The organism is Pseudoalteromonas sp. M8, assembly GCF_018141365.1.
In the GTDB taxonomy this organism is placed as follows: domain Bacteria; phylum Pseudomonadota; class Gammaproteobacteria; order Enterobacterales; family Alteromonadaceae; genus Pseudoalteromonas.
Genome location: NZ_CP047240.1, coordinates 557777 through 579023, shown reverse-complemented (window position 1 = coordinate 579023; position 21247 = coordinate 557777). Strand labels below are relative to the sequence as shown.

15 protein-coding genes are annotated in these 21247 nt (G+C 45.0%); 8 read left to right on the top strand and 7 right to left on the bottom strand.

Translation table 11 applies throughout. From position 1 onward, the window contains the following. Nucleotides 1–459, bottom strand: coding sequence for a division/cell wall cluster transcriptional repressor MraZ (gene mraZ, locus GSF13_RS07675; RefSeq protein WP_010368661.1), 459 nt, complete (start codon nt 457–459; stop codon nt 1–3). Between the two features lie 327 nt (nt 460–786). On the opposite strand from mraZ, the gene GSF13_RS07670 reads away from it, so the two are divergent. Beyond that, on the top strand, nt 787–3882 hold the full coding sequence (locus tag GSF13_RS07670) for an EAL domain-containing protein (RefSeq protein WP_249122749.1): 3096 nt from the start codon (nt 787–789) through the stop codon (nt 3880–3882). 29 nt (nt 3883–3911) lie between these two features. Here GSF13_RS07670 and GSF13_RS07665 read toward each other — a convergent pair whose 3' ends face one another. Then, nucleotides 3912–5576 (bottom strand): alkaline phosphatase, encoded by a 1665-nt coding sequence (locus tag GSF13_RS07665; protein ID WP_211867706.1) that lies wholly within the window; start codon nt 5574–5576, stop codon nt 3912–3914. Between the two features lie 175 nt (nt 5577–5751). Further along, on the bottom strand, nt 5752–6966 hold the full coding sequence (locus GSF13_RS07660) for a cation:proton antiporter (RefSeq protein WP_211867704.1): 1215 nt from the start codon (nt 6964–6966) through the stop codon (nt 5752–5754). A gap of 243 nt (nt 6967–7209) precedes the next feature. Between GSF13_RS07660 and GSF13_RS07655 the strand changes: the two genes are divergently transcribed. From GSF13_RS07655 to GSF13_RS24910, 7 genes are all read left to right on the top strand, one after another. Continuing rightward, entirely contained in the window at nt 7210–10005 is a 2796-nt protein-coding gene (locus tag GSF13_RS07655; protein WP_211867702.1) for a TonB-dependent receptor, read from the top strand. Between the two features lie 85 nt (nt 10006–10090). Beyond that, nucleotides 10091–11437, top strand: a complete 1347-nt coding sequence (locus GSF13_RS07650; protein ID WP_249122748.1) for a DUF5690 family protein — start codon at nt 10091–10093, stop codon at nt 11435–11437. A 17-nt stretch (nt 11438–11454) separates the two neighbouring features. Then, nucleotides 11455–12264 (top strand): phosphonoacetaldehyde hydrolase, encoded by an 810-nt coding sequence (phnX, locus tag GSF13_RS07645; RefSeq protein ID WP_211867700.1) that lies wholly within the window; start codon nt 11455–11457, stop codon nt 12262–12264. Then, nucleotides 12264–13682, top strand: coding sequence for an FAD-dependent oxidoreductase (locus tag GSF13_RS07640; protein WP_010605814.1), 1419 nt, complete (start codon nt 12264–12266; stop codon nt 13680–13682). Before phnX ends, GSF13_RS07640 begins: the two co-directional genes overlap by 1 nt. After that, complete coding sequence (locus GSF13_RS07635; RefSeq protein ID WP_211867698.1) at nt 13679–14227, top strand: HD domain-containing protein; 549 nt, start codon at nt 13679–13681, stop codon at nt 14225–14227. The genes GSF13_RS07640 and GSF13_RS07635 overlap by 4 nt, the downstream gene beginning before the upstream one ends. A gap of 92 nt (nt 14228–14319) precedes the next feature. After that, nucleotides 14320–15012 (top strand): UTRA domain-containing protein, encoded by a 693-nt coding sequence (locus GSF13_RS07630; RefSeq protein ID WP_010605816.1) that lies wholly within the window; start codon nt 14320–14322, stop codon nt 15010–15012. A gap of 419 nt (nt 15013–15431) precedes the next feature. Next, the gene (locus GSF13_RS24910) at nt 15432–15557 is read left to right on the top strand and encodes a hypothetical protein (protein WP_282961455.1); all 126 of its coding nucleotides are present in this window, start codon (nt 15432–15434) and stop codon (nt 15555–15557) included. 381 nt (nt 15558–15938) lie between these two features. On the opposite strand, the gene GSF13_RS07625 is transcribed toward GSF13_RS24910, so the two are convergent. The 4 genes from GSF13_RS07625 to GSF13_RS07610 form a co-directional block, all read right to left on the bottom strand. Next, entirely contained in the window at nt 15939–16910 is a 972-nt protein-coding gene (locus tag GSF13_RS07625) for a transposase (RefSeq protein WP_211867695.1), read from the bottom strand. Between the two features lie 306 nt (nt 16911–17216). After that, nucleotides 17217–18323: a 2-aminoethylphosphonate--pyruvate transaminase gene (gene phnW, locus GSF13_RS07620; protein ID WP_174170450.1), complete on the bottom strand. Its 1107-nt coding sequence runs from the start codon at nt 18321–18323 to the stop codon at nt 17217–17219. Between the two features lie 865 nt (nt 18324–19188). Then, nucleotides 19189–20202 carry a UDP-glucose 4-epimerase GalE gene (gene galE / locus GSF13_RS07615; RefSeq protein WP_211867693.1) on the bottom strand — a complete coding sequence of 338 codons (1014 nt, stop codon included), beginning with the start codon at nt 20200–20202 and terminating at the stop codon, nt 19189–19191. 60 nt (nt 20203–20262) lie between these two features. Next, nucleotides 20263–21147, bottom strand: coding sequence for a hypothetical protein (locus tag GSF13_RS07610; protein WP_174170452.1), 885 nt, complete (start codon nt 21145–21147; stop codon nt 20263–20265). Between the last annotated feature and the right edge of the window lie 100 nt (nt 21148–21247).

Here is a 21247-nt window from a genome sequence, read left to right as displayed (position 1 = left end):
CTACAAGGAAAAGTTTTCCAGTTCAGGGCTTTCCTCAAAGTTTCCTGAGTGTTCAATTTCGGTATCTGCCTGCATTTGCTGATACCAGCGTTCTTCGTCCCAAATTTCAAATTTATTGAGTAGCCCAACTAGCATAATCTTTTTGCCTAATTGCGCATGGGACCGCAATGAAGGCGCCAGTAAAATCCGGCCATTTTTGTCTAGTTGGTATTCTGTAGCATGACCTAGCAACATCCGTTGCCAGCGTCTTACTCTGGGATTGGTGTTAGAGATGCGACTTAGTTTGGTCTCAATTTCTAGCCATTCGGAGAGTGGGTAGAGCCATAAGCACGGTTCGTTGATCGCAATAGTACAAATAACGGTTCCCTGATCTTCAGACAGCAGCGGTTGACGGTACTTAGTCGGCACCGCAAAACGCCCTTTGTCATCCAAAGCTAGCGAACTTGCACCTCGAAACATGCGTGATCCTATTTCTAAGTTAGTTGATCCAGTTTGATCCACTAAAACCCACTTTTTACCACAGAAGAACAGTCTAGGGCTTGACAAGCACTTTTGTCAAGCTCAGTCGGTACCTTTAACGCCTTTGAAAGCCAGAAAAATCGCGGGATTTGTGGAAGATCATGAATTTTGTGGAAAAAAGTGGAGAGATGAAAAAATGCCATTTTTTTTGACCGGATAATCACATCATACTTTCAATTTAGAAATTAAAAATTCTATCTGTTAGCCCTCGCTCAGTGATGCTTTTGCAGCTGAATTATTTATGCAAATTTGCTTGGTTGTCCTAACTTGATTCGGTATCATTCGCGCTCTCTGATCAGCTCCATAGGTGGGATTATTCTGAAATCTTCAATACAGTTTCGATTTTATCGCTTACTCGTTCTACTGTGCTTGCCATGTCTGATCATTATTTTATTTCTATTATGTGAGCAACGTCAGCAGGCATTAACACAACAGTCACAACAGGCGCTGCATTACGCCAAACAAGTTGCGGCGATCCAGCAGGTAGAGCTCGCAGATACAGAACAAGTCTTACAGCAACTGTCGACCCGTATTGATCATCTTACCGTAGAGCACGGCAAATGCCCGCCGCTGCTTTATCACGCGATGCTGCTCAGCCCCAACCTAGCTAACCTTGGCATAGTTGACGCACAAGGGAACGTACTTTGTACTACGCATCAAGCAGATCAACGCGAGATCAATATCGCCGATCGTGGTTACTTTAAAACCGCAATGCGCACTGCCCAGTTTAGTATTGGTGAGTATCAAATTGACCGCAGCATGCAGCGTGCAACAGTCAACTTCGCGCTACCAATTTACGATGATAAACAGCAACTTTTATTTATGCTTGTCGCGGTCAAAGGCTTAACGCATTGGAGCCAGACCCTTGCAAAACTGCCTCTTCCTGTTGGTACTCGGGTAATGATTGCCGACGCTAAAGCGCAAATCATTGCGCAATATCCAGCAGCAAATGCAGAACTTGGCCGTGCTGTTAGCAGTTCTTGGCCAAGCAATTTAGGCACACAGGCGACGCTACTAAACACCCCAGAAGGCAATCGCTTGGTGTATGTAAAGCAATCACTCAATAACAGCAACCGAGCGTTACAAATCTACTTTAGTTTCGATTTTGAGTCCCAGTTGAGCAGCATAGATAAGCGTTTTGCACTCTTTCTAGGAATATTTTTGGCGCTTGTGTCTATTTTGTTTTGGCAAACACATTGGCAATTAAAGCAACAACTTTTAAAACCGCTTGGCGCACTCAAGCATGCTATTGCACAACTTGAATCGGGCAAGCAAGATCGCCGTTTTAACGCAACCAAAGTGCCCAGTGAATTTGAGCATATCGCCGAGCGTTTTGCTCATATGGCGCAAACACGCTTAGCCGCTGAAGACAATGCAAATCATAGACTTGCCGTTGTAAAAGCCCTGATTAATGCACTCCCCGATAGCTATGTGCGCTTAGATCAACAGGCTCAGATCTTATCTCGTTATGGCGATTACACAGACAAAGCACAAACGCTTAGGGAATTGCTCCCAGAACATATCTATAAACGGATCCGCGCAGAGCTTGCGCTGTTGAATGACAAAACCTATGTGCAACTTGAGTTTTCACCAACCAGTAATCAAGTGGTTGAATGTCGCCTATGTGCCATTGAGTCACATCCACAGGCGTTGTTGATTTTCCGTGATATTAGCCAACGTAAGCATCAAGAAGAAGCACTAAACCTTGCAGCATTGGTGTACAACAATAGCAGCGAATGTATGATCATCACGGATGCCAATGGCTTTATCTTGGACGTCAACCTTGCCTTTACGCGTGTAACTGGTTACTCACGCTCAGAGGTGCTGGGTAAGTCCACTGCCATGTTAGGATCGGGTCAACATGACCGTAGCTTTTACGAATTGATGTGGCAGCAGCTCAACGAACACGGCCGTTGGCAAGGTGAGATTGTCAACCGTAAGAAAAATGGCGAGCTTTACACCGAATGGCTGACTATTGATAGCGTTTACGATAGCAACCGTGAGATCTACCGCCGCGTCGCGATCTTCACCGATATTACCGAAGTAAAGCGTAAAGATGCGCTGATCTGGAAACAAGCACATTTTGACGAATTAACCGATCTTCATAATCGTGTGGGACTTAAAAAACACTTAAAAAAACAGGTTGCCAGCGGACAACAACAAACCGCCGTGTTATTACTCGATCTCGACAATTTTAAAGATATTAACGACACATTAGGCCATTATTACGGCGACTTACTCTTGAAGTTAGTCGCACAACGTTTAAAGAGTATGGCTCCGCATGCGTTTTTATCCCGCATTGGAGGTGATGAGTTTGTCTTTGTGTTGGAGGATGACGAACATAAAGCAAAGTGCAAAGCACTAGCAGCTCAGATCCAGTCCGCATTCAAACAGCCTTTTGAGATCCAAGATGAGCAATGCCATATCACTGCAAGTATGGGGATTGCCACCGCACCAACAGATGGTAATGGTGCAGAAGCCCTATTAAAGGCTGCCGATCAAGCAATGTATCGAGCAAAGCAGCAAGGTCGTAACGGCTATGTGATTTTTGATGACGCTTTACGCAAAGTCGCAGAATCTAGAATGCACATGCTCAAAGGTATTCGTACTGCACTGCATAACAATCAATTTGAAATGCACTACCAGCCTATCGTATCACTTGACGATAATCGCGTCGCCAAAGCCGAGGCCTTGATCCGCTGGCGACACCCAGAGCAAGGTATGGTGAGTCCCGCTGAGTTTATTCCGTTAGCCGAAGAAACCCAGCTCATTCATCATATTGGCGATTTAGCATTTTCGCAGTCTGTTGATACATTGACACAACTACAGCACTTAGGCCATACAACACAAATTAGCATCAATGTGTCACCGGTCCAATTTGCCGCTAAAAATTGCACCTTAGCAAGCTGGAGTGACAAACTCACGACGCTTGCGATCCCCCCTGAACACGTGGTTTTAGAAGTTACGGAGGGAATGATGATGCACAATGATAGCCGCACAAAACAACGAGTTGAACGCTTAAAGCAGCAAGGTTTTCAATTTGCGTTAGATGACTTTGGCACGGGTTACTCATCACTTGCGTATCTAAAGCAATTAGATTGTCACTTTGTGAAAATTGATAAGCGCTTCGTCGATGGCATTGCAACCAATGCAGACGATTTAACCCTGTGTGAAACCATTATTTTGATGGCTCATCGCCTTGGTTTAAAAGTCATCGCTGAAGGCGTTGAGACCGCGACTCAGCATCAGCTATTAAAACAGGCTGGATGTGATTTTGGTCAGGGTTATTACTATTCAAAGCCGCTACCACAACGCGAGTTTCTAACCTTAATGACAGAAAAAAGCCACATTGCTGTGGCTTAACTGAAGTTACTTAAATCTAGGTGCTTGGTTTATTCAGTTAAACCAAGCGCAGTCATCATTTTGTTTGCAACGTCCACATGGTGCTGCATGGTTGAGAACTGCTTAGTTACACCCGCAGGACCGAAAGTATAAACTGGTACTGGCGCAGCCGTATGCGTACCAGTACCCCACACTATGCTTTGCTCTGAAGCAATCGCGCGAGCGATTTTTCCGGTGTAATCTTCTTTGGCGTATACATAAAAGTCACCGAAGTCCTCAAACGCAGGGATCATCGTTGCATCATTATCGTCATAGACACTTTGACCAACCTTCTCTGCATTATCTAGCGTCACCGTGTAAGCCGTCATATCTTCAATAGTCGCTTTCCAAGTTGGGCCCGATACATTCTCATAGGCTTCATCAGGCGCAGCTTCTGCAAGGATATCGAAGAAGGTGCCTGTTTGCGCGTAAAGCTTGTCTAGTTGCGCAAGTGGACCAAAGTTAAACTTAGGATGATATTCTTTAGCAACACCATTTACATACATACCATCGCCAGACAGCGTTTGTGCTTCAGGACGCTCATGCTTTGAATAACTAAAGCCAAAACTACCCGTTTCATGGTCTGCAGTCACAACGACTAGTGTATCGTTACGGTCTTTTACCCATTCATGCACAGCTTCAACGGCTTCATCAAATTTAAGCAGCTCATTTAGCATCCAACCTGCATCGTTTGCATGACCCGCCCAGTCAATTTGACCACCTTCAATCATCAAGAAAAAGCCATCTTCATCTTTAGACAAGATATCAAGCGCTTTCACCGTCATTTCTTTTAATGAAGGCTGAGTACAGTTGTTGCTTTGTTGACAAGCTTTGTAAGCAATTGCGTCACTCATACCAGAGTTTGCGAATAGACCTAGTACTTTTTCGCCTTCAAAACTGCTTAATTGTGCTTTATCAAAAGCAAGGCCATAACCATGTTGCTCTTTTGCTTCAACAACTAGGTTAGTTTCATCTCCACGCTTTGAGCTTTTATATACGCTACTAGGCATGCCAAGCGCGTCGAGTTGTGCTTGTACTTCAGCATTGTCAGGCGTGCTCTTTGGTACAAATACGCGAGCACCACCAGATAACATCACATCAACGCTGCCAGAGCGAACTAATTGCTCAGCGATTTCAGCTTCGTATGAACGATGCGGCATATGGGCAGCAAATGCCGCTGGCGTCGCGTGCGTAATACGCGTATCTGAAACAAGACCCGTCGCTTTACCCGCGGCTTTGGCTTTTTCTAAGATAGTCGCTACTTTATTGCCATCGGCATCAAGGCCTATCATTTCTGAGCCTGCTGCAAGGCCGGTTGCTAATTGAGTTGCCGAACAAGCAGAGTCAGTTACTAGACTGCCAGTCGCGCCATGTGGTGCGTTCATGGAAAGGCCTAAATGACCACCCGCAGCAAGTTTAGACAGCGCTGTTTGATTGCCTTTGTTTTTATAAGTTGAGTTTGGCGCGCGCTGAGCATACTCTTCAAGTAAGCCAACTTGCTGTGGTCCCATACCGTCACCGATCATAAGGATCACATTTTTTACTTGTGTCACTTCTTGCACTGGTACTTCTTTGATGACTTCAACTTCTTTGATCACCTCAACGGTTTTTGTATCGTCATCACACGCGGTAAGTAGAATTGCAGAGATAGCAACTGTAAGTAACTTTTTATTCATTGTACTGTTCCTGAAACGTAATATTTGTCTGTAAGGCGGGCACAGTCTAGGCGCGTTACATGACTTTTTTATTTCAGCAAAGTGACAAAAAATATTTTATTTCACAATAGGTTACAATATAACAGTACAATTCAGATACGAAATCATACGCTATACCAATTGTTATTTAGAGTAATCACTCTCGACCAGAAGCACTGGTAAATAATTTAGAAATGGGTCGACTAGATAATCCAAACACAAAAATGCTCAACAGCACCGTTGCCATTGCCACTTGAGTAATTTGCAAACCATTTGGCAACTCTTCGCTGAGTAGCATTAAGGTTAGCACCACCGAAGCCAATCCCTTGGGGCCAAACCAAGCTAACGTAAAGCGCTCTTTGGTTGTCAGTGCACCACCTAACAAACAGAGGAATACCGGGATCAATCTAAACATGGCAGTTGCTAACACTGCGTACACCCAAACCTGCCATTGGGTAACGTTTAGCAGCACTACACTGGCCGACAAACCAAACACAATCCAGATCATAAAAGCCGCAAATTCGGCGAGGTGCTCACCTTCTTCGATGAGCTGATCTTTAAACTCATCACGATAATATTTATCAAACAGCAAACCGCTGACAAATGCAGCAATAAAGCCACTGCCATGCAAAGCTTGAGTTACCGAGAAAACTAAAAAAGCGATGCCAACAAAGAGAAAAGGGCTGGTTTTAGACGCAAAGTAATGATGTTGATAGGCGCGTTTAAGTAACCAAATGATCACCCCTGTCAGTAACCCCGCGGCAACGAGTGCAATCCCCACTTCACGTATAAAAATCCAAGCAAATGATTCGGTCGTCGCTTGCATTCGCTCAGCTAATACTCCCAGTAAAAACAGAAATACCGGAATACATAGGCCATCATTCAAACCACTTTCCACATTAATTGCCTCACGTAATCTGGTGGGCACAGACTTATCCTGAATGAAGGTTTTGCATAAAGTGGCATCGGTTGGGGTGATGATCACCGCAATTAAAAAGCAAGCCAACCAAGATAACTGGAACAGCTCATGAGCCACCCACGCGCCAAATACCATGGTTAATGGCAACCCGAGTAATAATTTAACCGGTAACTGAAAGCTGTGAGATAACACCCGTAATCGCGTTTTTGCAGCATCGGAAAATAAATAAATAGCAAGCGTCAGCTCAATAATCGGCAACCAAGTCTGTAAGCCATTAATATCTACCGCTAAAGCTTGTTGCCCTCCTTCAATATTACCAAGCACAAAGCCTATCGCCCCGCCCGTTAGCACAAACCACATAGGTGCGGTGAGCTCCGCCCTATCTAGTTGTCGAGCTGTAATGCTATAAATAAAAAGAGAAAGTCCAATCGCCGCAATCAAAGCATAAATCACGTTGCCATTCCTTTACTGAAAACCTGTCGCTGATAACGCGAGTATGACAAATCTTATTCAGTTAAGCCAAACATCTAACAACATACTCCTACCTCCTTTAAAGCGAATCAAACAACAAAGAGCTGCAGGCACTAGTTAATTTTTCACCTTTGTGTCATCGGAATGTAAAAAACCGTCATTACTCTATCTGCAACAAACTGGACTAGACCAGAAAACTTAACCCAAACTTTTGAGAAAAGAGCAATGAAAAAACTAACCCAAATCGCTGCTGCCGTGTTACTCGCCACCAGTCCCAGCTTATATGCTGCGACAGGTAAACTCGTTGGTGTTGTAAAAGACCCACAAAGTAATCTGTCTGGCGCTGTTATCTCAGTAAAAGGCCAAGATGTATCCACAGTATCTGATTATCGTGGTCGCTTTGAACTACCAAAACTAGATGCCGGTCGCTACACCTTAGTCGTGAAATATATGGGTTATCAGGAAACTGAACTACAGGTTGAGGTTACTGATGGCAAAGTCACTACGTTGTCTCCAATCTTATTAAACCATCAACAAGCGATGGAAGAAGTAGTCACGGTTGGGCAAATCTTCCGTGGCGCAATGGCCGCTGCAAATAACCAAAAAAATGCCAGTAATATCAAAAGTATCATTTCTGCCGATGGGATTGGTAAGTTACCAGATAGAAATGCCGCTGAAGCCGTACAACGTATTCCAGGTGTGTCGATAGAGCGTGACCAAGGTGAAGGCCGCTTTGTTGCAGTGCGTGGTTTACCGTCACAATGGAGTTCGGCCAGCATCAACGGTAACCGCCTTCCAACCGCTGAAGAGGAAACCACCAGCCGCGCTACTGCGTTCGACTTTTTTCCAAGCGAATTGATTGAGTTTGTGGAAGTGTCTAAAGCTATCACTCCCGACATGGAAGGCGATGCGATTGGCGGTAATGTTAATTTCGTGACCAAAAAAGGCGCTGATGATTTTATCCTCAAAACCAACTTTGCTGTGGGCCAAAACGAACTGGCCGATGGCACAAACTATTCTGCCAATGTGGTGTACGGCGACCGTCTACTTGACGACAAGCTAGGTTTTATCATTAACGCCACAGCTTGGCAGCGTGATTGGGCAACCGATAACTATGAGCCGCGCCGGGGTAACGATGGCTTAGGCATTTACCGTTTAGAGCTGCGTGATTATACCGGAACCCGTGAAACTTACGGCTTAAATGGCTCGCTGGAATATCAACTTGAAAACGGCACGCTCAGCGCCAGCGCGCTATATGGTACACTGATTGATGATGAAACCCACTATAAGCACAGGCTGCGTTTTGATAAAGACCGTGCTGAGCTGCAGCATATTCGCAACGAACTCATCACCGAAATGCAAGGCTTTGAAATTGCAGGTGAACATGACTTTGGCTTTGATAAAACGCTCTCTTGGCAACTAGCCACGTACGAAAATGAGTTTCGCTATGGCGACAAACCCAACAGTGAAGACAATAGCTATTTTGTCGCCCGTTTTGATCAAAAAGAGGTGGGATATGTTGGACTTGAAGACCGCGATACCGGTAAAAATTATGCTTACAACCAAGTAGACGGCGGCAGCGATCCTTGGAACGCCATTAGCAACCACTTCCCCTCGGGCTTTACACTCGATCCAAGCAAAATGGGATTGTCTTGGGTTGAGCTATACAAGGTCTACGTCAACGAAAAAGACAGACTGGTAGCCAATGCCGACTTTGACTGGCAATACAATAACCAGCTAGCCGTTAAGTTTGGGGCAAAATACCGCGATAAAGTCCGTAAAGCTGACTTTGCCGATGAGTTTTACGCGTGGGACAGCGAACAATATGGCGCAGCGCCAACGCTTGCAGACTTTGCCTTAAGCGATCAACCCGGTCGCAGCGATTACTTAAGCGAAGCCAAGTTTGATTATCGCACGCAGCTATCACAAGTGGCTTCCACCGATGCTCTTGCCCAGTTTTGGACGCAAAATCGCAATAAGTTCAAGCTAGATGCGGGTGAATCAGCACTCATCAGCAACGGTGGAGCACTGGGCAGAAACTTTGATGTTGAAGAAACCCACACCTCGCTCTACAGTATGGCAACTTACCAAGCTAACGACAACTGGGAAGTATTAGGCGGCTTGCGAGTTACCCGAACCGATACCGAAGTGTCTGGTTACACTTATTTAGCCGACGAAGACAAAGTTGTTGATACCACCAACAGCAATGATTATTGGTCCGTTTTACCCGCACTACATGTTACTTATCGTGCCAATGACGATACCAATTATCGCCTCGCACTAACTCGCACCTTTGCCCGTCCTGATTTTGGTTCGTTAACACCAGGCGCAACTTACCTTGAGCAAGACAATCAGCTTAACTCAGGAAATCCAGCGCTCGACCCTACGTACTCAAATAACCTCGACTTGATGGTGGAACATTATTTTGACCGCGTTGGCTTGGTCTCTGCGGGGGTATTCTACAAAGATATCCAAGACCCAATCTTCCAAGCCACCAGCGTTGGCAATTACAACAACAAGCAAGGCGTGACCATCATCCGTCCTGAAAACGGCGATAGCGCTTGGCTTGCGGGCATTGAGCTGGCATTTAACCGCGACCTTGGTTTTATTTCTGACAGTTTGAGCAACTTTGGGGTAATGACCAATGCGACCTTTATGGATTCTGAAATGCAGATCCCAGAGCGCACAGAAAAAGTAGCCATTCCACGCCAGGCCAATGAGCTTTACAACTTTACGCTGTATTACGACGACACCCGTTTTGCAGCTCGAATAGCACTTAATCATAAAGGTGCCTATATCGAAGAGCACGGCGGCGATAGCCAATCGGATAGCTACTATGGCGCCAATACCAGCGTCGACTTTACAACGTCATACCAACTTAACGAACAAACGTTAGTTTACCTAGAGCTGAGTAACCTCACCAATGAAGCATTGCAGTACTACCAAGGTGAGCAGGGCCGTCCATTACAGGTGGAATACTATGGTATCCGCGGCATGGTCGGCATTAACTACCAATTTTAATACCAATTCACTTGATTAAGCCGATTGGTATACACCGGTTGACGGGCAATCCGCAAAGGATTGCCCTCGAATTACCGAGGATCCTATGATGTTGCAGATCACGCTATTTAACGCCCGCCCGCGCTGGCTAAAAGACGCCCAAGGTATCGGCTTTGTGCTATTTGCCGCGACCAGTGCGTTTATGACTTACTTTTGTATGTACGCCTTTCGTAAGCCATTTTCGGTCAATACCTATGAAGCCTTTGATGACCCGAGCTGGGTTGTTAGCTTTAAAATTGCCCTGATCCTTTCGCAAGTGTTTGGCTACCTATGCGCGAAATTTATCGGCGTTAAAGTGATTGCTGAAATGCAGCATCATTATCGCGGTCGTGCGATTTTGGCCATGATTTTAGCCGCCGAGCTCGCGCTGGTGCTATTTGCCATCACTCCTACGGGCTGGAATCTGGTTTGGCTGTTTGCCAATGGCCTCTCCCTTGGCATGATCTGGGGTTTGGTTTTTAGCTTTTTAGAAGGTCGTAAAACCACCGAAATCTTAGGTGCGGTACTCAGCGTTACTTTTATTCTTGCCTCTGGATTGGTCAGAACTGTGGGTAAATGGCTGGTGAGCGAACTCAATGTGCCTGAACTGTGGATGCCAGCGGCAACCGGAGCGATTTTTCTACCACTGCTTGTACTCAGCGTTGCTTGTCTAAATAGTATTCCTGAGCCTACACAAGAAGATGAACAATTACGACAAAAGCGCGCGCCAATGGATGGCAAAGCACGGCTAGCGTTTTTTAAACAGTATTGGTTTGGAATAACCGTACTGGTGCTTAGCTTTTTACTCTTTACCGGCTTTCGTGACTTTAGAGATAACTTCTCAGCCGAGATCTGGCAGGCCTTAGGTTATGGGCAAGAACCCGCGATTTTTGCTTATGCCGGGATCCGCATCGCCTTTATCGTGCTCATTGCGCTTGCCGCATTGGTGTTAATTAAAAATAACCGCATCGCATTTTTTGCCAATCATGGCTTTGTCTTACTCGGGGCTTTACTACTGGCTGGCAGTACGTATTTATACCAAACCCAAAGTCTCGATCCTAAAACTTGGATGGTACTGCTGGGGGCTGGTCTTTATATCAGTTATATCCCCTATAACTGCTTTTTGTTTGACCGCATGATCTCAGCAGTTGGCTCGACTGCGAACGCCGGTTTTTTGATTTATCTGGCGGATTCGGCGGGCTACATCGGCTCAGTGGGCATTTTGCTCTATAAAACTTTTGCCACACCTGAGCTCAGCTGGCTGCACTTTTTTACCATGGCCTGCTACTGGGTAGCGTTTATCGCAAGCGCCCTCGTAGTGAGTTCAATTATTTATTTTGCCGTGAAATTAAAGCGACCACGTAAGGCGTCAACGCAACTACGCACCACGGCACTTTCATCACATATTTCCTAGTTAGGAGTCTTAGCAACATGAAACACATTGAAGCGTTAATTTTGGATTGGGCTGGTACTGTGGTCGACTATGGTTCGATTGCCCCTACCAGTATTTTTGTTGAAGCATTTAAGCAAGCGTATCAATTTGATATTTCCTTAGCTGAAGCGCGCGGTCCGATGGGAATGGGTAAATGGGATCACATTAATACTTTGCTACAAACGGACAGTGTCCGCACCCGCTGGATAACGCAATTTGGTCAGGCACCGAGTATGTCAGATGTTGACCATATTTATAAAACCTTTATGCCGCTCCAACAAGCAAAAGTCGCCGACCGAGCAGCCCCCATTCCGGGCGTGCTTGCGGTGATCAAACGATTACAACAACAAGGCGTTAAGATTGGCAGTTGTTCTGGGTATCCCAAGCCTGTGATGGACGTACTAGTGCCTGCCGCTGCCGACTATGGTTATCAGCCAGATTGTGTGGTTGCCAGTGATGAATGTGCAGCTGGCTCTCGCCCAGGCCCTTGGATGGCGTTAGAAAACGTGCAAAGACTTGGGATTAATCGCGTGTCTGGATGCGTAAAAGTCGATGATTCCGCGCCGGGAATTAGCGAGGGATTAAATGCCGGCATGTGGACCGTAGGACTTGCGTTAACGGGTAATGCCGTGGGGCTTAGCGAAGAAGAATGGACTGCGCTCGGTCACGAAGAGCAAAGTGCACGTTCCCTTAGTGCTTATCAGCAGCTTGGCGAGGCCGGTGCGCATTATGTGATTGACTCACTAGCCGACATCGAAATGGTCTTGGTGGATATTTCTGCTCGTATTGCCCGTGGAGAGCGCCCGTAATGCGCTTTCAGCCTTTTTGGTTTGATGAAGCAATCACTCAAGCCGATATTGAAGCCGCAGCAAGCGCGCCGTCTCATGGCGCGTTAGATACCCAAGTTTGTATCATAGGTGGCGGCTTTACTGGCCTTTGGACAGCCATAACGCTGAAAAAGCAAAAACCTGAGCTGAATATCGCCATCATTGAAAAGGACCTCTGTGGACAAGGTGCTTCGGGTCGTAATGGCGGAGCTATGCTGACATGGTCGACTAAGTTTGCCAGCTTAATTAAAGAGTTTGGCTTAGAACAAGCCTGCTTTTTAGTGCGCCAGTCGGAGCAGGCCGTTCATGACATTAAAGCCTTTACCAGTAAACACGGGATTGAATGTGATTGCCGCGTTGATGGTACTTACTATACGGCTTCTAATCACAGCCAGCGTAATGCCTTTGGCCCCATTACCACCCTACTCGAGCAACACCAGCTTAATGCGTGGCAAACACTGGATGAAGCGCAGTTGCAAGCAACCGGCTCTAATGCCAACCTTGCTGGAATTTACTCCCCCCATGGGGGTAGTGTTCAACCCGCCAAGCTTGTGCGTGGACTGATGAAGGTGGCAAAAACCCTTGGGGTCAAAGTATTTGAACACACCCGCTACCTAAAGCACCAAGGCCAAGACACGCTAACCATTACCACAGATAAAGGCGAGATCAGAGCCAATCAGCTAGTATTTGCCGTTAACGCTTGGCTGCCAAGCTTATTGCCGCAGTTTTCTCGCAGTGTGGTGTTAGTTTCGAGCGATATGGCGATCACCTCCCCAGCACCTGAAAAGCTTGCGGCAATGAGGCTGAACCACGGTGCTCCGGTGATTGATGCACGCATTTTTGTGAATTACTACCGCACCACCTCAAGCGGTCGATTAATGCTTGGCAAAGGCGGAAATTATTTTAGTTTCAATAACCAAGTGAGAGACACCTTTCACCGTGCTAGCCGCTATCAAGCGATTCTTGAACGTTCATTTAGCCATTTCTTTGCACATCACCAGCTCGAGATTGAAAGAACTTGGACCGGCCCCTCAGACCGAAGTGTCTCTGGCATGCCTTTCTTTGGTCATTTAAATGGTCAAGCTAATGTGTTTTATGGCAGCGGTTACTCAGGCAACGGCGTGGTGCAATCCTATTTAGGTGGACAAATCTTAGCGAGTCTACTGCTTAATCAACATAACGACTGGCGTCACTGCGCTTTAGTCAACCAAACGCTTAAACAGTTTCCCGTCGAGCCATTTCGCACCGCGGGGGCCTTAATGGTGAGAAATGCCATTCGCCGTAAAGAAAGCGCTGAGGATAACAACACGCCGCCGCATAAACTCGATGTTTGGCTAAGCAAGCTTAGTGGCAGCGCAGCAAAATTAGATCCGAACGTGAAGCAGGAGTATATAAAGTGAATGCCATTGCACAAATAAAACAGCTATTCGAGCAATATGGTCACGCCACCTATGACGAGGCATGTAGCCAAATTTACCATGCCGAACAATGCGCCACCCTCGCGAAAGAAAATGGTTATGATCAAGCGACCCAAATCGCTGCATTTTTACATGATATTGGCCATTTTGTTGCTCAATCTCAGAATAACCCGGACTTTACTCCACAAGGATATAGCAATCATGGCGATTTAGGGGCTGATCACTTAACTCAGCTTGGCTTTGACCGAGCAGTGACAATGCTAGTACGCAAACACGTAGATGCGAAACGCTATCTGGTGAGTATGGATGAGAAGTATTACCAAACGCTCTCTCCTGCCAGCCAATTAACGCTAACAAGACAAGGCGGAAAGATGAGCAGCGAAGAACTTGCGGCATTCTCCAAGCTGCCTGAATTGGACGCTATTATCGCGCTGCGTCGCTTTGATGATTTAGGGAAAGATCCGAGTTTAGCCGTTTTGCCGAGTAGCTATTGGTTTAGCCAGATAGAAGCCTATTTGGCGAGTTAGGCCAATCTGAGTTTACAAGTCTCAAATTATAAATATTTATCCTGTCATAAAACGATAGTAAGCTTGTCACAAAAGGTTTTATCAACTCAATTATGCTGCTTTATCAACGTATTCGAAACCATATCCAAGCGCTGCTAGCCGCTGGCAGCATGACGCCCGGTGCCAAATTGCCTTCAGAGCGTGCGCTGCAAGAAACATTTAGCTCAACACGGATCACCGTCCGTGAAGCCCTAGCACGACTAGAAGCCGAAGGACTTATCTTTAGCCAAAAGCGTCGCGGCTGGTTTGTCACCCCCGAAAAACTCAAATGGCATCCAGCTAAAAAAGTGAACTTTAACCACCTTGCCATTGAACAAGGCTTTACACCAACAACCCAAGTAGTGGCAATTAATGCCCCTTCCACAGAGCCTGAGTTTAGCCACTCTCATTTTAACGGCCAGCCAGTGTATGAACTAACTCGAGTACGTGCGTTAGATGGTCGCGCAATGATGATGGAGCAGATCTATTGTGCAGCCGAACGTTTTGCCGACTTGCACAACCAACCGCTGGATGGCTCAATCACAGAAGTGATGTCGACCCATTACCAAGTTGACGTCAGCTTTGAACAGTGTGTAATAAGCGTCACCGTACTACCCGATGACGTTGCCGAAAAATTAGAAAAGAACAGCGGCGCACCTTGCTTAAAGGTACTGCGCGCCCGCTATGACGCCGAGCAAGCATTGGTGGATTACAATATTGAATATTGGCTTCATGACGCCATAGAAATGATTGTTGAAGGCGTGTAACCCCCGTACCCGTAGGTCGTGCTTTAGCACGACAACCTTTCCAGAGCTACTGCCGCGTCAAAAACATCTTCATTAATTCTATATTCTACGTCTAAATGCGAGTTAGTGGTGGAACACTCTTGTATGCAAGAAATTAAGCATTATTGCAAATGATTCTCATTATGTTATAATGAAATTATGAATCGACAAAAACTAAAACAAATAAGTCGTTTCATTCACTCCTAGAAAAACCAATCTCATGCTTATATTTTGACTGCTGTCTTACTAAAGAACTGCGGTTCTTTGCTGCGTGAAATTCCACATTCATTCTAATTCAACATTATGTCCAACATGGGTTTTATTCGTATTAGTACACAGCTTAAGTATTGAAGTAGATGGTGACGCTAGGATCATATAAAAATAAATACAGGAGTCTTAATATGACCCAAAATAACAAACAAAAACCTAGTGACGACAAAACAACGAAAAATGACTTTCTAAAAGGCATCAAGCAAGGATTTGCTTTTTGGTTGATTCGAGAGCTGCTAGAAGCATTCTTCAGTTAAATTTAGTCTATCAGAGTGCAAAGACTAGTGAAGCCTTTGCACTCCAAATGACATTTCCAATACTACCCTTGATTTACTGCCTTAACCACCTTGTCATTACGCAATTGTGGTCTAATCTATATTGCATTAATGAATATTTAGGTTATGCAATCAAATAAATGTTAACAATCAAATCAATGACACCCATTACTGTTTACATCAGTGCTGAGGAAGTGAAGTAAAAAAGTATAAAAATACTTCAACCACTTTGGTCAAAAACGTTTATAGATAGGCTAATTTTTAGCGCTCAGGCGTATCTATTCAACAAAACAGGTTTATCGCGCACGACAAGGCGCTGTAAATACAACAGTAAGAAATTCTAGAGTTGAAAAGCTTGCTCTGCTAAGCCAACAAGCGCTCACAGTTTGTTAGGTTTGTCCGTCGTCGTTTTTGCAGTGTTTCACAGTAAGCGGTTATTGTTCGCTCTCGACCAACAGCACCGTGGAATACCCGAGAAAACTGCGTAGTGAGTTTTATCCAGTTTTCAGGTTCTATATTTAATCGAGTAAGAATAGGTTGCGCTTCGTTGATATAACCGCGTTTATCGGCGCGAATACATTTGCCCGTGAGCTCAACTAATTCAATATAGGACTTGAATTCAAAGGGCAGGCCTTTAGGCATATGTTTTCGTGGGCTACCAGCAAAGCGTAGTAGGCTTTTTGGTTGTTTGCCCAGCTTAGCGTGGTCGATGCGTTTTTTGATGCTGGTGTAGTCTGAGGTCTCAGGCGTTGCTGCGATTTTGGCTCTAATGGGGTTTAAGTCTACGTAAGCGAGACAAGCTGCCAATGCGGCCTCATCCAGTAATGCTTGGGATTTAAACCGTCCTTCCCAAAATCGGCCTGTACAATTATCTTCTTTATTTGCTCGGCGGGCGATGTCTTCGTTGAGTACTCGCATAAACCAGCTAATATCGGCTAGTCTTTCTCTGTACTTGGTGACATGCTCACCGAGTATCAATTGTTCCGACTCACTGAGTGGCTCACCTTCAATAAACTTTTGGCTTACCCAATTGCCTTTAAACAACTTGTGCCATCGAATAACAATCGCTTTATCAGACAGACGCTTAGCCTTTTTATCATCAACATATAAAACAATGTGGGTGTGATTACTCATTACGGCATAAGCACAGACATCAATGCAAAACACGGAGCCCAACATCAGGAGCTTTTCTTCAACCCAATCCCGGCGGTGCTCGTATGATTTTCCGGTAAATTTATCTTCACCGCACAGAAAGGCGCGCCTCACGCAACGGGAGATACAGTGATAATATTTGGTGTCGGTTAAACTAATTTGTCTTTTACGGGCAGTTGCCATAGTTTGGTTTCCTCAATCCTTTGAGTGCAGAATTAAAGCGTAGGCGGTATCTTAGGAAGGTGCAAATTAAGTAGTGGGTGTCAGCGATTTATCTCAGCGATTTAATTTCGTGGGTGTCAGCGATTTAAGCGCGTGGGTGTCAGCGATTTAAGCGAGCGATTTAAGATTTGCTACTCATTTATTTAGTTAAAGGAGTGTAACCCCCTTAACCCATCGCCGCGTAAAGCGTCTCCTACCCTAACAGCTTACCAGTATTTTGCTTCAGTAATAGCAATCGCCGCGTAAAGCGGCTCCTACCCTAACGGTTTACCAGTATTTTGCTTCAGAGATAGCTTCAAGTAGTCCGCTAATATCTGCGGCATACACTTCGCCAATATTACCAATTCGAAAGCAATCTGCGTTTGATACTTTACCGGGGTAAATTACATATCCTTTTTGCTTCAATGCTTCATAAAAGCGCTTAAATTCATAGCTTTCGTCACTTGGTGAATAAAAAGAAGTGATAATAGGTGAATGCATGACTTCTGGTAACAAGGCTTCAAAACCAAGGGCTTTCATGCCGCTAACGAGTTGTTTTTGATTTTCGCTGTAACGCTTAAATCGCGCAGAAACGCCTCCCTCTTGCGCCAATTCTTCCAGTGCTTTGGCAAAAGCCCTGACAACATGCGTTGGCGAGGTAAAACGCCATTTACCATGATGATTTTCCATGGTTTTCCACTGAGCGTGTAGATCCAAAGAAAGTGAACGTGCCTGTCCTTCAGAGGCAACCAAGAGCGCTGTTTTTGTAATCACAAAGCCAAAACCTGGAACACCTTGAATACACTTATTTGCTGAGCTAATGAGGATATCAATTTGCCACTCGTGCATATCCATCTCAATGCCGCCAAAACTGCTCATGGCATCAAGGATCATTACTTTGTTGTGATGTTTCGCAAGCTCCGCTACGCGTTTAGCCGGATTCAGCATCCCCGTTGTGGTTTCGCAGTGTACCATTGCTACGTGGGTGATCTCAGGGTGTTGCTCAAGCGTTTGTGAGATCTGCTCAAGTTGCGGCAATTCGGTTTCAACAAAGTTGAGCGCTATCACATTAATATTTAGATAATTGGCTATCTCAATAATACGCGCACCATAGGCACCATTATTGATAACCAGTAAAGTGCCAGACTTAGGAATAAAAGTCCCAATAGCCGCCTCTACACTTGCTGTACCACTGCCCTGCATTAAGGTTGCACTGTAGTCACTGCGATACTGCGGATCTGCAACCGCAATTTCACAAAGCTGATTGCGAATAACTTGCACCACACCTTGGTTATATTCATCATCCCAGGTGCACCAGTCTTTCAACATGGCTTCTTTCACGGTGTGAGATGTACTGAGCGGGCCTGGCGTCAGGAGTAAATAATCGTTGTTCATAACTGCCTCTAAACTGGTCTATACCAGAATATTTAACCGAGTTTAGATGACAACAACGTGACAGATTTATGAAAATAATAATTATAACAACATAGTTAACCTGAGCTTCGGATAATTAATGCTTTTCTAGCAGCCAGTTTTAGCGCTAACTGCGTTGAATTCACTTCCAATAGCCTGCTATTGGTGCGTAAATTCGCCTGGTTATCCCCAAAACTCTCTGGCTAGATAAGGAAATAATTTAGTGTGATTTTAAAAACAATGAGTTAGCTCATTTCTTATCCAAACCTCAAGTTAGTTAACTTGAGTTTAATAGCCGCCGATAGAGTCGATGTAACCCTAGGAAGTCACGCCTAATAACGAGTACTGAAACCATGACTAAGTCATTTGCATTGGAGCCAAGAGGGTAAAAAATTAAAAAAAACTGCCGAAGCCAAGAAGGAAGGTATTGATAATAGACTCCAAAACAGGCTGCTGCGAGAAACATCACGATTGAAAAAGACATGCATAGTTGTAAGTAGCTATAACAAACATTACCTACCCTAGCACTCCCTCTTGGAATGAGTGTCAGCGTGAACATAGTCAATAAGTCCATCACGATTAAAGCGCCGTTATACCTAAGAATTTCCCAAGTATTAACTGCACTGTCAGAGGGAAGCAAAAAAAGGGCTACAATGGGAATAGTAATCAGAAACGAAATAAACATAACTGCACTATAAAATATAGGCTGTTGTTCAAGACGCTCTTGCCTATTCCCAGAATAAATGGCTAGGTTGTAAAGCAAAGCAAAAAGAAAGCCCCATGCACTAAATGTAGACAGAAATAGGGCTGTTATCTTTTCGATATACATCAATAACTAACTTAGTAGTTAACGATACCCGTTTGGATTATTGCTTTGCCAGCGCCATGTATCTTGCATCATGGCATCCAATCCACGCTCTGCATGCCAGCCTAATTCAGATTTGGCTTTTTCAGGCGCTGCGTAACAGGCGGCAATGTCGCCATCGCGACGCGGTTTAATGTCATAGGGTATGGCTTTGCCCGCTGCCTTTTCAAACGCAGTAACCATCTCAAGTACTGAGTAGCCATTGCCGGTACCTAAGTTATAGATATGTGTACCTGCTACTACTGCGATTTTCTCAAGTGCTTTTAAATGGCCAATAGCTAGATCAACCACGTGAATGTAATCTCTCACGCCCGTGCCGTCTTTGGTGTCATAGTCGTCGCCAAAGACGCCTAAACTCGCCAGTTTACCAACAGCAACCTGTGAGATGTAGGGCAGTAAGTTGTTGGGAATACCATTTGGGTCTTCACCAATTAACCCCGACTCGTGTGCGCCAACCGGGTTAAAGTAACGCAAAATAGCAAAGGCCCAACGCGGGTCTGATTTAGCGACATCCTGTAGTACCATTTCAACCATCAGCTTTGACGTACCATAAGGATTGGTTGTGCCACCAACAGGGAAATCTTCACGAATAGGAAGGCTGGCAGGATCTCCATAGACCGTCGCTGACGAGCTAAAAACTAGCTTAAATACATTGGCATCACGCATTGCATCAAGCAGCGTCAACGTACCCTGAACGTTGTTTTGATAATACTCGATTGGCTTTTGAACCGACTCTCCTACTGCTTTTAAGCCTGCGAAGTGGATCACTTCATCAATATCATATTGCGCGAATACACTATCAAGAAATGCCTTATCAAGAATATCACCTTGATGGAATATAGCTTCCTTTCCTACTATCTCAGCGACTCTATGTAATGAAGTCTGCTGAGAGTTGCTTAGATTATCTACGACCACTACCTTTTTGCCTTGCTGTAGCAGCTCTAATACAGTGTGAGAGCCAATATAGCCTGCACCACCAGTTACAAGAATCGTCATATCTCTTCCTATGGTTGTTGTCTACGCATCGCATCGAGCATTCGACTCAATTTGTTATTGTCAGTCTTGGCGGTAGCATACAAATGCCAGCTTGTTATCAAAAAAGCTCAAGCGAGAAATTGAAGTCTGACAGTAACTTCTTAAGTTTCTTAATAAGTGGACTTTTTTAGGCGCATTTAAATCCCGATAATAAATTTTATTATCTAGTGCATATGCCACTTTATTATCATCCAACCAGGTATAATCTTGCACTTGACTGGGAAGAGCAAAAAATCGCTGAATATGATCGCTCTCTCTGTGGTAAGTTGCGAACCACATTAAGCCATTGACTTGATATGTAAAAGCAAACACATCACGCGCACGGTTGTAAGACAAAGTTCGGCCGATATCTTCGGCAAGAATTTGTGGTAAATGACCATTAATATCTGTGTACTGTAAGGTATGCGGAGCACTCTCAGTCGCACCTAAAATAAACATAATCAGATCTTGGTTGCTCCCCCAAGCATGATACCCCACAGGTTCAATATGCTCAAAAACACGACTCGGTTTTGTTGCCTGATCAAACGGATAAAACCACAGTTTTTGCTTTCCGGAACCCTCAACCACAATCGTCGTTAACCCTTTCCCATTCGGATGCAGTGTGGGTGAATACTCGGAGACAGGGGATTGCGTGAGGTTGGTTGTGTTTTGGCTTTGAAAGTCGTAAAAAAACAGATCCGTTTGGCTATTGCCATCAGCGCTTACTTCCGCGGTATAGTAAACCCCAGAATCAGTCACTAGCGGCTGATTAAAATATGCGGTATTTTCAGTAATTGGTTTAGCACTGAAATGTTCACCTAATTCAGCTAGCCAAATTTGGCTTTTGGGCATGGCTGAATACGCAGGTAAACAGGACGCGAAAGCGAATAGACAAACTGCGAGCTTCACACGCATTGAAATGGGCATGGACGTTCCTTTGATTTTTCATTGTAGTTATATCACCCCGCTATGATACCCAACACTCGCCCTCAAGCAAAGCTTGCCAAAAACTTTGCTTCGCGTAACA

What these genes read in the sequence shown, in the direction of transcription:
- mraZ (WP_010368661.1), bottom strand. Translation starts at nt 459, where the DNA reads ATGTTTCGAGGTGCAAGTTCGCTAGCTTTGGATGACAAAGGGCGTTTT.
- GSF13_RS07665 (WP_211867706.1), bottom strand. Translation starts at nt 5,576, where the DNA reads ATGAATAAAAAGTTACTTACAGTTGCTATCTCTGCAATTCTACTTACC.
- GSF13_RS07655 (WP_211867702.1), top strand. Translation starts at nt 7,210, where the DNA reads ATGAAAAAACTAACCCAAATCGCTGCTGCCGTGTTACTCGCCACCAGT.
- GSF13_RS07650 (WP_249122748.1), top strand. Translation starts at nt 10,091, where the DNA reads ATGATGTTGCAGATCACGCTATTTAACGCCCGCCCGCGCTGGCTAAAA.
- phnX (WP_211867700.1), top strand. Translation starts at nt 11,455, where the DNA reads ATGAAACACATTGAAGCGTTAATTTTGGATTGGGCTGGTACTGTGGTC.
- GSF13_RS07640 (WP_010605814.1), top strand. Translation starts at nt 12,264, where the DNA reads ATGCGCTTTCAGCCTTTTTGGTTTGATGAAGCAATCACTCAAGCCGAT.
- GSF13_RS07630 (WP_010605816.1), top strand. Translation starts at nt 14,320, where the DNA reads ATGCTGCTTTATCAACGTATTCGAAACCATATCCAAGCGCTGCTAGCC.
- GSF13_RS24910 (WP_282961455.1), top strand. Translation starts at nt 15,432, where the DNA reads ATGACCCAAAATAACAAACAAAAACCTAGTGACGACAAAACAACGAAA.
- GSF13_RS07625 (WP_211867695.1), bottom strand. Translation starts at nt 16,910, where the DNA reads ATGGCAACTGCCCGTAAAAGACAAATTAGTTTAACCGACACCAAATAT.
- phnW (WP_174170450.1), bottom strand. Translation starts at nt 18,323, where the DNA reads ATGAACAACGATTATTTACTCCTGACGCCAGGCCCGCTCAGTACATCT.
- galE (WP_211867693.1), bottom strand. Translation starts at nt 20,202, where the DNA reads ATGACGATTCTTGTAACTGGTGGTGCAGGCTATATTGGCTCTCACACT.
- GSF13_RS07610 (WP_174170452.1), bottom strand. Translation starts at nt 21,147, where the DNA reads ATGCCCATTTCAATGCGTGTGAAGCTCGCAGTTTGTCTATTCGCTTTC.